This is a genomic window from Streptomyces soli (assembly GCF_003999195.1).
GTDB lineage: Bacteria > Actinomycetota > Actinomycetes > Streptomycetales > Streptomycetaceae > Actinacidiphila > Actinacidiphila soli.
The window spans coordinates 1-11,148 of record NZ_RJVR01000286.1; the positions used below are offsets into that span (position 1 = coordinate 1).

Here is an 11,148-nt window from a genome sequence, read left to right on the forward strand (position 1 = left end):
AGCATCCCGAACGCTTCGTCCGCAAGGCCCCCGAGCCACCCAAGCTTCCCGAGGCCGCCTGGATCAACAAGCCCGACCAACCCCGACCGGACGAGCAATCAATCCCGGCACAGGGATAGAACGATCTACCTGCCTTAATCACGTTGACAGGTTCCGCCCAGAACACGTGTGGTTCGTGTGGTGAGGGGATCAGCGACAGGGCGACGCCGAGTATTCCGCCTGCCACCAGGCCGATCATGTACATGGCTGGCTTGAGTACAGCGCGTCCCTTGCCGTAATCAGCCAAGGATCTCTCCTGGAGGGGGATTTGGGCTGTCATGAGTCATGTCCTCAGTGCCTGGGCCATGTCCACGCGTGTGGCGGCGAGGGCTGGTGCGAGACCGCCGGCGATGGACGCGGCGAGTGCGGCGGCCAGTCCCGCCGTGCCGGCGCTGTAGGGGAAGGAGGGGGCGTGGATGGGGCTTGCTGGATTGAGCACGTGCGGGACGACGAGCGTTACTACCGCCAGGGCGGTGGCGAGGGCAGCGGCTGCGGCCAGCAGGCCCAGCAGCACGGAAGACAGCAGCACGAGAGAGAAGACGCGACTTCGGGCAGCTTCGGTTGCCCGGCGGATGGTGAGTTCTCGGGTGCGGTCACGAACCGTGGCGAGGCCGATGTTGAGCAGGCCGAGGGCGGCGACCAGGAGAGTAACGGCTGCGACGCCGAGGAATGCCCGCTGTGTGGTGTGTAGGTTTCCGACGAGTTGTCCGACGGTGTCGGCCCGTTGGACATCCAGCTCGCCGGGGTCGAGCCCAGATCCGCGACAACGGTGCGGACGGCGTCGCGCAACACGCCCTCGTTGACGGACGGGGCATGAACGAGCAGCTGAGGTGACCAGCCGGCAGGCAGCACGCCGGGTTGATAGGCGAGCGCGGCCGGCAGCGATTGGTAGATCATCGGCCCGTTCAGGCCATCGGACACGACCCCGATCACAGTCTGCTGGTAGGGCTCGAACCCGGCGTCAAGCTGCACGCTCAGGCGGGTGCCGACTCCGCCGTAGACGTTGCGGGCGGCCATGTTGAGAACCAGGCCGCCGGGGAAGGCTCTGCTGTCCGGCGGCAGCCACCTGCCCTGGATGATGGGAAGCCGTCGCACCTTGTCGAGGCGGCCGGCGACCAGCGCGACTGTTTGCGACTCCGGCTTGCCTCCGAGCCCATGGACTTGTGCGGTGGCGTCTGTCGCCAGCGCGTACGATCCGCCAGCAGCGGTGATCTGCCTCTTGAGCTCGGTAAGGGTGGCTGGCAGCCCGCGGGCGGCCATGGTGCCGCCGGGGATCCGGGTGCTGACGGTGATCGCGCGGCCGTGGAGTTGCTCGGCGTCCGCAACGAACACTTCCTTGACGATGGACCCCGCCGTGTATACGCCCACGATCGCCACGACTCCGACGAACAGGCTCAAGGCGCTCAGCAGCGAGCGGCCTCGGTGGGACCGGAGGTCTCTTAGAGCTTCGGAGATGAGACGCACTCTGCCTGCCGTTCGTCGGTGAGGGGAGGTTGTCAATGAAGTGAACACCCTCTCGTGTCACCCGACGAGTTCGCCGAGCTCATCGCCGACGTCCTGCCTTGACCCGCTCAGCGGCCCGAGTGGGCCCGGCGTCGGTCAAGCTCGCGCAGACGCCCCTCCCTCAGAGCAGCCAGTGCGCGGGCATCTGTGCAGCCGACTTCGGAACGCGACAGCCCTCCGTTCCACCGACGTAGCAGGGGATCGGCGTTGCACAGGTGAACACCTATGATACAGCCGCCCCAAACCTTGACGGCCCGGATCACCGGCTTTCAAAACTTCTGACAGCGACACCGGTTTCCTGCTCCGCTCCTACCAGGCCCCCAATACCGGAGCCGACACCGGCATTCACTGCGGCGGTTCCGAACGGCCCGCCCCAGCTCGGGAACCTGCTCGAACGCGGTTCCGCTGTGCGAGCCGAAGGTGAGGGGGGACTGTCGGTGCCCGTTGCGATGCTCTGCGCACACGATTCGGGTGAGCTGAGAGGAGTGTCCGGTGCTGGACGATCTGCTGGTAGTCGGGTTCGACCTTCAGACGCAGCGCGAGGTCCACATCGGCGACCGGCCGCTGGAGCAGTGGCGGGCGCTGGGCTACGGGCGGCGGGAGACGGTGGTGTGCTTCTACTGCTGGCGTGGCATCGACGCGCCGATGGGCACGAAGGTGCCGCTGCTGGCCCGCGGACGGATCGGCGGCCTGGTCCGGCCGCACTTCGCGCACCCGGCCGGAACCGCGCCACCCGGCGGGCACAGCAGCGAGACGGTCTGGCACATCAACGCCAAGCACCGGCTCGCGCGCTGGGCGGCCACCCTGCCAGGCGTCACCGAGGTGCGGCTGGAGCAGTGGACCGAGCAGCGCGACCGGCGCGCGGACGTCCACGTTGTCCTCGACGACGGCGCCCGCCTGGCGCTGGAGGCCCAGCGCGAGCTGATCACCGACGAGCTGTGGCAGGCTCGGCACCGCGACTACGCCGCCGCCGGAGTGCGGGACGTGTGGTTCATGCGCCCGGACACCCGCGTCCCGCACGTGCTGTTCGCCGAGGGCATCCCGGCCTGGACGCTCTACCACCGCGAAGGCGCAGCCGAAGCCCGGCTCGGGGAGCCCCACGCGCGCGGCCCGCAGTGGTGGACGAAGGATCTGCGCCTGTTCGGGTTGCACCATCCTCCCTGTGCCAGCGATCCGGTCGTCCGCGAACGCTTCCCCCTCGCCGACCTCAGTTTGGACGCCCACGGCGTGACGTTCCCGCCCGCGATGACCGAGCGCCTGGCCGAACAGGCCGCCCCCGTACGGCGGGACGCTGACCAGGCCCGGCGTGATCACGAACAGGCCGAGCGGTGGCGGCGCGAAGCTGCCACCCGACAGGCGAGGCGCCGCTGGGAGCCCACTCCGCTGCCGCCGGTGCGGCCGGTGCCCCGGCCTGCTACAGGCACGCCGGTCTGCGAACACTGCCACCGTCCGCTCGCCGAGCCCCTGGTGTGCTACGGACGGCACATCCTGTGCTGATGAGGGGCGGTCAGCTCTGCTCGCGCTCATCGTTCACCAGATCACGGCGATGGTCTGCATCGCAGCCACGTCTTTGCCCGCGGACCCCAGCCGCACGGCCTTCCGTGAACAGCCTCTACCTGCTGGAGAACAAGAGGGTCCGAAAGAGCCTGCGATGATGCCGACTTCTTCCCCTGGAAGGGGCATCAACCGCCGCCCCCGGTCCCGGCTTGCCTTTCGTCACCACGACTGCGGGCTGCGCGGCGCTACTGGGCGTCGATTGGGAGGGGTGCCTGAACCTGCTGAGTGGCCGCTGCCCGGCGGGCTGGCGTCAAAGCGGATTCGGCGAGGAAGAGTTCGACCACCCGGCTGGGCGGCGGGTATCCGCCAGAAAGCTCCTGCAGGAAGTCCTCCGCCCGGATGCGGCGCAACTTGACGGTAGTGGCCGTGCTCCAGTCGGGGGTGGTCGCGAGCTGGACAGCCAGTTCCGGCAGGCGCTCGCGGTAGCTGGCGTAGGTTGCCCTGGCGGCTTCGGCTACTTCTTCCTGCGCTTTGTAGAGAGCGTCGCGGCCGGTTGAGTTGATTTCGCCGTACGAGCCTTCTGCGGCCTCCGGGGCCACGCGCAGCACGATCTTGCGCTGTTCGCGGTAGTGGCGCGCGGAGCGGAACTCACGATCGGCGGTCAGTAGGGCGCAGATGCGAGCGGCTTCGGCTTTGTCCGGGGCGTGGTATTTGGTGATTTCCTTGTCGATGTTCTGGTCGACGCTTGCGTTCAGGTTGGCGAGGCGGTCCTGCAGCGGGCCCGCCCAAGCTGCCTTGATCAACCAGCAGTGCGCCACCCCGTCAGTGACGAAGGACAGCGACAGCTCTTCGATCTCGGTGTCGTAGGTGCGGGCCTTGGCCTGGAGTTTCGCCAGCGCGGCCAGGCCGGCCTCATCCAAGTGGTCGCGCGACTCCTCGTCCAGGTCGAAAGCGCCAGCCTCGAACCGCTCGACCTGGTGGTAGAGGAAGCGGGCCCCGCCCTTGACCGCAAGGTCCATTACCTGAGTGGCATTCCAGTCTGTCGGCAGCCAGACCGTGGCCATCTGCGGCAGTCCCGGTACGGCAACCAGCGACCGGTCCTCCGCCAAGTTCGGCACCGACTTCGCGAGCTTGTCCAGATCCACACGCAGCATGGCGCGCCCTCTCCCTGTCAGCCACCTGCTGCGGCCGTGTCGCGCGGATCGTAGATCAGAGGTCTGACAGAGCGGAGGCGCGTACTTCGGCGTGCAGGATGTTCGCGAACTTCTCCAGGCCGACCGATTTGGATGCCTTCACCAGGACGACGTCGCCGCTGATGAGCAGGCGGTTCAGCAGCGGCAGAAGCACGTCCGGGTCGTCGGCCGATTCGATCCGCAGAGGCGAGGAGGTGGTCAGGCGCGCGGCTTCGGCGAGCGCGGCCATCTCGTCCGAGGCGCCGACGGTGACCAGGACGTCGATGCCCAGGTCACCGACGAGCCGGCCGATGTCGGTGTGGGCGGCCTTGGCGGTGCCGCCGAGTTCCTTCATTTCTCCCAGTACGGCGACCGTCCGCCGGTTCCCGGCAACGGAGGTGAGGGTTTCGAGTCCGGCGCGCATGGACTCGGAGTTGGCGTTGAACGCGTCATTGATGATCGTCACACCGTCCGCGCGGTCCAGGACCTGGAGTCTTCCGGCCGACACCGGCTCGGCGGCGGACAGCGCTTCGGCGATCTGGTCGGTGTCCATGCCCAGGGCGTGGACGGCTGCGGCGACCGCGAGCGCGTTGTGGACCTGATGGGCGCCCAGCAGGCGCAACTGAACGGGGGCCGATCCGCCCGGGGTGTGCAGGACGAACGACGCGCGGCCCGCGGTCACCTCGATGCCGGTGGCGCGGATGTCGGCGCTCTCGCCGGTTCCGTACGTCACCGCGGCGGCCGGGGTCCGGGTAGCCATCGCGGCCACGAGCTCGTCGTCGGCGTTGAGGACCGCGACACCGCCCTCAGCCGCCGACGGGAGCGATTCGACGAGCTCGCCCTTGGCCCTGGCGATCGCCTTCCGGCTGCCGAACTCTCCGACGTGGGCCGAGCCGACGTTGAGGACGATGCCGATCTGCGGCGGGGTCAGCGACGCCAGGTAGGCGATGTCGCCCTGGTGCCGGGCACCCATCTCCAGAACCAGGTAGCGGGTGGACTCGTCGGCGCGCAGGACGGTCAGCGGCAGGCCGATCTCGGTGTTGAACGATCCCGGGGTGGCGACGGTCTCCCCGTGCCGGGCGAGGACCTGCGCGAGGAGGTCCTTGGTGCTGGTCTTCCCGGCCGAGCCGGTCAGCGCGATGATCTGCGCGCCGGTGCGGGTCAGAACGTGCTGGGCGAGGCGGCCCAGGGCCGCGGTGACGTCGGGGACGACGACGGCGGGCACACCGACCGGGCGGGTGCCCAGCACGCAGGAGGCACCGGTGGCGACCGCCTGGTCGACGAAGTCGTGGCCGTCCACGCGGGCGCCGGCCACCGCGACGAACATGCCGCCGGGGCCGACCTCGCGGGAGTCGCTGGCACTGCGGCCGGTCACCCGCATCTGCGGGTCGGGAGCGTCGTGGAGGGTGCCGCCGGTGGCTTCTGCGATCTCGGCGAGTGTCAGCGTGATCACTGGGCGGTCCTTCCGGCGGTGCACGGGGCGAAGGTGATGGCACGTCCGGTGTAGGAGGCGGACAGGCGGCTGAGCGGTACCCGGTCGTGACTTTGTCCCCAGGCGGACGGGTCGCGGATGAGGATGTCCGGGTCGGTGCCGTCCGTGTAGCCGCGGGCGATGACGAGGTGGCCGCCTTTGCGGCCGTCGTCGGGGAACTGTTCGGTCACCGAAACAATCACAGGGGCGTCGGCGAGAGCGTCGAGAAGGTTCCCGGCCGCGACGGGCTCCGCGCGGCCGGGGACCCCGAAGCCGGTGGCCAGGTCGGCGATGCCGGCGTGGAGCCAGCCCCGGTTGGTCAGGGCCTCGTGCTTGACGCCGAGCTTCAGCAGCTCGGTGACCGACGGCGCTTCGCGGCCGTAGGCGAGCAGGATCATCCGCAGCGCTGCCATGCCGCACGCCCGGTTGGACCACTCCATCCGGTCCCCCAGCGCCCACCCTCCGTGGAGGTCCCATTCGGCGGGATCGACGAGCTGGCGGCACATGGGCACATCGTGGGCGTGGGGCACAGCAGCGGACTCCTGAAGTCACGTCAGGCAGCGGTTTCCCGCACGCTCGTTGACGCGCTCAGCACGGGAATGGGCAGGGGCACATCGTACGCGGGGCGGGTCAGCGCCTCGTGGAGAAAGGCCCGAACGACATCGGTATGGTTCAGCCCGCACAGGGCCGCGCCGCATCACCGGCCGGCCCTCCCACCGGGCTGCCGTGCTCTCCTTCCACGCCTGCCAGGCTGGGGTGGGGACGCCCAGGCCCTCCATGGACTGCTTGCACAGGATCTTGCCGGCGGCGATGGCGGATGCGGCGACGCCACTGCCGCAGAACGGTTTGCGCAGGTAGTCCAGCAGCCCCTGGAGCCGGCCGTCCTCCCCGTAGGGGCCGTGCAGGTTCGACAACGCCACGTCGAAGGTGAGGAGGTCCCGGATGAACCCGGGGTCACACGGGTCGAGGATCTTGAAGGTCGCGCCGATCTCGATGAGGGACTCCGACAGTGCGGTGACCGACATCTGCTCGGTGGGGCTCTCAGCGATATAGAGCCGGTCCTCGGCGGACAGCCCGCCGTAGACCAGCGCAACGTTCAGGGGTTCCGGGCGGCCGTGCTGCCAGGTCCGTAACACCTCGGCCTCACGGTTCACGGCCGTGCTGTCATTCCAGTCGATGAGCGTCATACCAGTTCTCCTTGGTAGGTCTGGGTGACCGGGCCGCCGATCCAGAAGGCTTTGCCCCGGCGCTGGGGGTTGGGGCGCACCATCAGGGGCGTTCCGGACCGGTTGTGGACGGTGACTTGCTTGTCCGCGACGAGCCCGCGCAGGGTCGCGATCACGACGGCCGCGACGGCTCCGCTGCCGCACGACAGCGTCTCGGCCTCCACGCCCCGCTCGTAGGTCCGGATTTTCAGCTCCTGGACGCCCGCGGCCTGGACGAAGTTGACGTTCGTTCCCAGCGGTGCAAGGTCGGGGTGGTTGCGGACCAGGCGACCGCATACCTGCGTGTCGACGTCGTCCACATCCGGCACGACCGCCACCACGTGCTCGGTGCCGGTGTGCGCGGAGTCGAACCAGATGGGGCGGCCGTTCAGCACGGCTTGGACGCGCCGCAGGTCGACAGTGCCGACTTCGGCCGTCACCCACACCCCGTCGTCACCCACCAGCGCCTGATGCTCCACGCCGGCCATGACCAGACGCATCTCCTTCACGGAGGAGTCGGAGTCTTCGGCCGCGCACCAGGCCGCGCACCGCAGGGCATTGCCGCACATGGTGGCGATCGAGCCGTCGGCGTTGAAGCAGGCGACACCGAGGAAGCCCGGGTCGACGGTGAGCGGAGCGGTGACGACCAGCCCGTCCGCACCGATGCCGGTACGCCGGGCACACAACTGTCTGGCCGTATCCGACCAGTCCTTTTCCAGATCCGCGGCGGTGCCGGTCAGGAGAACGAAATCGTTCCCGGCTCCGTGGACCTTCCGGAAGCTCAGCACGGATCACTGCTCCTTCACTTGAGACGGGGAGAGGCGCGTGCGGCCCCGGGCCCTGGGCCGCCTCTGTGCTGAGAATCCGCCCGTCGTACCCGGCCTGACGAGTACCGTGGGTGTCGCGAACCGTGGCGGAAATGCCACGCTCCGTTACGGAGTTCGGAGAAGGTGAGGCCACGGCGGGAGCCACGAGCACTAACCCGCATCTGGCACTGTGGATCGCCGCGACGGGCCTGTCCCACGGCGAGATCGCCCGCCGGGTGACCGCCGAAGCGGCTGCGCGCCTCACCACCGTCCGGGTTGCATGGCGGGTTGCCCGGCCTCGGCAAGCGGCGCTGACACCATGGCCTGACCAGATAGAGCCGACTGTCTCCTCCCACTGCCAGTACGGCGATACCGTGGAGCAGACGCCAGACGACTGCCCAGGAGCACGCGATGAGCGAACAGCCGGCCCCCGGCCGCCAGCCGGTCACCCCCCAGGGCGCCGACGCCCTGCGTGCCTACGCGGCCCACCAGCGCTCCAACGCCGAAGAGCTCGCCGCAGTCCTGGAGGACATCGCCGCCCACGGCCTGCCCGACCCGGACTCCACCACCCCCTGGGAAGTCGTCCGTGACCGCCGCCTGGCCGAACTCGCTGCGGGACGCGGACACGTCGCCTGATGCCCAAGCACAGCCGCCGCCGCGCCCGCGTCGGTTTCACCGACTCCGCTATCGCCCAAATCGGCAAGCTCAGCGAGACCGAAGTCCACTGCCTGGACCGCGCCCTTGCCGCGCTCTCCGTCGATCCGGAGATGGGCACACCCATCCCGAACTCCGATCCGGAACTCTGGCGCTATGACGATGACATCGAGAACGTGGCCGTCATCTACTACGTCACCGCGCTGCGCACCGTTGTTATCTCGGGTCGTCGCGACGTTTGTGCAGCTCAGGCCCATGCAGCGGCATGAGGGACGTAAGGCACGTTGTGCCGACCCGGGATTTCGGACGGGGCGGGCGTCAGGCGGTGGGGCCGGAGGCTGGGGCCTGGCCGACGCAGTAGATCCGGTTGCGGAGTTCCGTCTCGACCCAGTCCAGATCGGCCCGTAGGTCGAGCCAGACCTGGTCCTTGCGGTTGCCGGGCTGGTCGAGTCTGACGGCGACCCAGGAGAATGCGCCCTGGAGGATCTCCAGCTTGCGTCTGGGGCTGATCACGGAGAGCGCGAAGGGCAGAGCGATGCCGGCCCGCGTGACGATCATGTGACCCTCGTCGTCCGGCTGCGGACGGCCTCCGGTGAGATAGCGCGGAACGTCGGTGACCTTGATCCATTCCAGGGTTGCGCCGGGAACCTGCTGGTCCAGGATTTCCGCGATGGAGTCGCGCACTGCGACAGCGGGTTGTTGGCCGAGCCAGTCCAGCCAGTGCTTGGACTCCGTGAGCTTGGCGAAGTCGTCCTTGGGCGGGCCGTAGTTCGGATTCTCCACGAACTCCCCGGTCAGCTTCCCGTCCTCGCCGACCCGCCAGACGCCCTGGACGGCTTCGCCCGGGACGTAGCCGTTGGGGTCGCCGATGAGGTCGGGGTCGATCACCGCCACCGACCCGCCCGGGTTCGCAGCCGCCACCGCACTAGGCTGCTGCGATGACTGAGGAGCGGGGGCGGGTACAGCCGTCCGGAGTGTGGGCCACGGCGGTCGGGGTGGCCCGGGTACGGGCCCTGGAGACCGCGCGGGAGAACGCCTTGTTCCATGACCCGCTGGCGCTGGCCTTCGCCACCGCCGGCGGGCTCGGGCCGGACTCGGCCCTGCCGCCGCGCGGGGACGAGGCCTCCCGGCGGCGCTGGCTGGGCGTGGCGTTCTCCATCATCATCAGGACGAAGTTCCTCGACGACCTGCTGGAGCAGGCCTCCGCGGCCGGCGTCCGGCAGGTCGTGCTGCTCGGCGCGGGCATGGACAGCCGGGCCTTCCGGATGGACTGGCCCGAGGGCACCCGGTTGTTCGAGGTCGACACCGCCGAGCCGCTGGACTTCAAGGCCTCGGTGCTGCGCCAGGAGCGGGCCGTCCCGCGCTGCACCCGGATCACCGTCCCGGTGGATCTGCGCGAGGACTGGCCCGCTGCGTTGGCCGCCGCCGGGCACGACCCCGCGCTGCCGACGGTGTGGATCGCCGAAGGGCTGCTGATCTACCTGCCCGAGGACGCGGTGGAGCTGCTGCTGACCCGGATCGGCGCCGGCTCCGCACCCGGCAGCCGGATGGGGCTGACCCTGGGCTCGCGCGGGGTGATCGACCGCTTCGGCGCGGACGCCGGACCGGGATCGGCCGCGTCCATGTGGGTCTCGGAGATGCCCGAGGACCCGGTCGGCTGGCTGGCCGGGCACGGGTGGGAGGCCGAGGGCCACACCCTGCGCGAGCGCGCCGCCGCCTACGGCCGGCCGATCAGCACCCCGCCCCAGCGGGAGGAACGGCCCGGCGGCCTGATCTCGGCCGTACGCCGACCGAACGGCTAGTGCGGAGGCGACTGCAGAATGCGGCGCCGCTCAGCCGATATGTCCCCCATGTGAGCAACCCTTCGTGTGGTCGGTTCGGGGAGGTCGGCACCGCCTCGCTGGAGGCATATTTCCATCCCTTGATCTTCGCAGGGAATCCCGGCCTTCAGGCCGGGCGGGAATGCGATCCCCGGCCCGGAGGCGCGAAGCGCCGGAGCTCTCTGCGCCTCCGGGGTGACGGTCAGGATGGCCGCTTCTGGTTGTCGATGTAGTCCTTGATGATGCTCAGTGGTGCGCCGCCGCAGGACCCGGCGAAGTACGACGGGGACCAGAACACCGACCCTGTGCCGATCCGGTTGATCCGGTCGGTGTATTCCGCCCGCAGGAATCGGGAGCTGACGCCCTTCAAGCTGTTGACCAGCTTGGACAGGGCGACCTTCGGCGGGTAGTGAACGAGCAGATGCACGTGATCGCCTTCGCCGTTGAACTCGTGCAGCTCAGCCTCGAAGGACTGGCACACGTCCCGCATGATCGCCTCGCAGCGCGACAGCATCTGGTCGTTGAAGACCTCACGCCGGTACTTAGCGACAAACACCAAATGAACGTGCAGGCTGTAGATGACGTGATTTCCCCTTCTGATACCAGGGTCTGGTTCCCAGCGTGGTGACATACACCAAGTGTAGTAGGATCAAGCGAACTCGACCGAAGGGGGGTGGGCTGGATGATCCGTGCGTACAAGTTCCTCATGCGGCCCACCGTGGGCCAGCAGGTCACGCTCGGCGAGATGCTGCGGGATCACTGCACCCTCTACAACGGGGCCTTGCAGGAACGACGCGACGCCTACCGCCACAGCTCGAAGACGAGCGTCACGTACGGCATGCAGTCCGCACAGCTCAAGGACATCCGGGCATTCGACCCGGAACGTCAGGGCCGCTGGTCGTTCAGCTCGCAGCAGGCGACGCTGCGCCGCCTGGACAAGGCGTTCGCCGCCTTCTTCCGCCGCGTCAAGTCCGGCGACAC

Annotated in this window: 14 protein-coding genes and 1 pseudogene; 5 read left to right on the forward strand and 10 right to left on the reverse strand. The window is 69.0% G+C overall.

All coding sequences use genetic code 11. The features are described from left to right. From EFK10_RS48915 to EFK10_RS52850, 3 genes and pseudogenes are all read right to left on the reverse strand, one after another. Positions 1 to 286: hypothetical protein (locus EFK10_RS48915; RefSeq protein WP_206305656.1), on the reverse strand; the 286-nt coding region annotated here is incomplete at its 3' end. A gap of 36 nt (positions 287 to 322) precedes the next feature. Continuing rightward, a complete protein-coding gene (locus EFK10_RS52845) occupies positions 323 to 925 on the reverse strand; it encodes an ABC transporter permease (protein ID WP_127359074.1) in 603 nt (200 codons plus the stop codon). Continuing rightward, a pseudogene (locus EFK10_RS52850) lies at positions 916 to 1,551 on the reverse strand (ABC transporter permease); the annotation flags it as partial. The gene EFK10_RS52845 and the pseudogene EFK10_RS52850, both read right to left, overlap by 10 nt. A gap of 483 nt (positions 1,552 to 2,034) precedes the next feature. Here EFK10_RS52850 and EFK10_RS31575 point away from each other — a divergent pair. Further along, positions 2,035 to 3,039: a competence protein CoiA family protein gene (locus tag EFK10_RS31575; RefSeq protein ID WP_127359076.1), complete on the forward strand. Its 1,005-nt coding sequence runs from the start codon at positions 2,035 to 2,037 to the stop codon at positions 3,037 to 3,039. Between the two features lie 245 nt (positions 3,040 to 3,284). Here the strand turns inward: EFK10_RS31575 and EFK10_RS31580 are convergent, their stop codons facing one another. From EFK10_RS31580 to dapF, 5 genes are read right to left on the reverse strand one after another with little or no spacing between them, the layout of a single operon-like run. Continuing rightward, positions 3,285 to 4,193 carry a hypothetical protein gene (locus EFK10_RS31580; RefSeq protein ID WP_127359077.1) on the reverse strand — a complete coding sequence of 303 codons (909 nt, stop codon included), beginning with the start codon at positions 4,191 to 4,193 and terminating at the stop codon, positions 3,285 to 3,287. Between the two features lie 55 nt (positions 4,194 to 4,248). Further along, the gene (locus EFK10_RS31585; protein ID WP_127359078.1) at positions 4,249 to 5,664 is read right to left on the reverse strand and encodes a UDP-N-acetylmuramoyl-tripeptide--D-alanyl-D-alanine ligase; all 1,416 of its coding nucleotides are present in this window, start codon (positions 5,662 to 5,664) and stop codon (positions 4,249 to 4,251) included. After that, complete coding sequence (locus EFK10_RS31590; protein WP_127359079.1) at positions 5,661 to 6,188, reverse strand: C39 family peptidase; 528 nt, start codon at positions 6,186 to 6,188, stop codon at positions 5,661 to 5,663. The genes EFK10_RS31585 and EFK10_RS31590 overlap by 4 nt, the downstream gene beginning before the upstream one ends. Before the next feature lie 42 nt (positions 6,189 to 6,230). Then, complete coding sequence (locus tag EFK10_RS52855; RefSeq protein ID WP_127359080.1) at positions 6,231 to 6,869, reverse strand: D-alanine--D-alanine ligase family protein; 639 nt, start codon at positions 6,867 to 6,869, stop codon at positions 6,231 to 6,233. Next, positions 6,866 to 7,675 carry a diaminopimelate epimerase gene (gene dapF / locus EFK10_RS31600; RefSeq protein WP_240677592.1) on the reverse strand — a complete coding sequence of 270 codons (810 nt, stop codon included), beginning with the start codon at positions 7,673 to 7,675 and terminating at the stop codon, positions 6,866 to 6,868. Before dapF ends, EFK10_RS52855 begins: the two co-directional genes overlap by 4 nt. A 429-nt stretch (positions 7,676 to 8,104) precedes the next feature. Between dapF and EFK10_RS31605 the strand changes: the two genes are divergently transcribed. Beyond that, the gene (locus EFK10_RS31605) at positions 8,105 to 8,329 is read left to right on the forward strand and encodes a hypothetical protein (protein WP_127359081.1); all 225 of its coding nucleotides are present in this window, start codon (positions 8,105 to 8,107) and stop codon (positions 8,327 to 8,329) included. Further along, a complete protein-coding gene (locus EFK10_RS31610) occupies positions 8,329 to 8,616 on the forward strand; it encodes a hypothetical protein (protein WP_127359082.1) in 288 nt (95 codons plus the stop codon). The genes EFK10_RS31605 and EFK10_RS31610 overlap by 1 nt, the downstream gene beginning before the upstream one ends. A gap of 49 nt (positions 8,617 to 8,665) precedes the next feature. On the opposite strand, the gene EFK10_RS31615 is transcribed toward EFK10_RS31610, so the two are convergent. Continuing rightward, positions 8,666 to 9,268: a hypothetical protein gene (locus EFK10_RS31615; RefSeq protein WP_127359083.1), complete on the reverse strand. Its 603-nt coding sequence runs from the start codon at positions 9,266 to 9,268 to the stop codon at positions 8,666 to 8,668. A 17-nt stretch (positions 9,269 to 9,285) separates the two neighbouring features. On the opposite strand from EFK10_RS31615, the gene EFK10_RS31620 reads away from it, so the two are divergent. Beyond that, a complete protein-coding gene (locus tag EFK10_RS31620; protein WP_127359084.1) occupies positions 9,286 to 10,149 on the forward strand; it encodes a class I SAM-dependent methyltransferase in 864 nt (287 codons plus the stop codon). A 220-nt stretch (positions 10,150 to 10,369) separates the two neighbouring features. On the opposite strand, the gene tnpA is transcribed toward EFK10_RS31620, so the two are convergent. Beyond that, the gene (gene tnpA / locus EFK10_RS31625; protein WP_127359085.1) at positions 10,370 to 10,798 is read right to left on the reverse strand and encodes an IS200/IS605 family transposase; all 429 of its coding nucleotides are present in this window, start codon (positions 10,796 to 10,798) and stop codon (positions 10,370 to 10,372) included. Between the two features lie 51 nt (positions 10,799 to 10,849). On the opposite strand from tnpA, the gene EFK10_RS31630 reads away from it, so the two are divergent. Beyond that, positions 10,850 to 11,148, forward strand: a 299-nt coding sequence (locus tag EFK10_RS31630) for a helix-turn-helix domain-containing protein (protein WP_322973431.1), incomplete at its 3' end; no start/stop codon positions are given.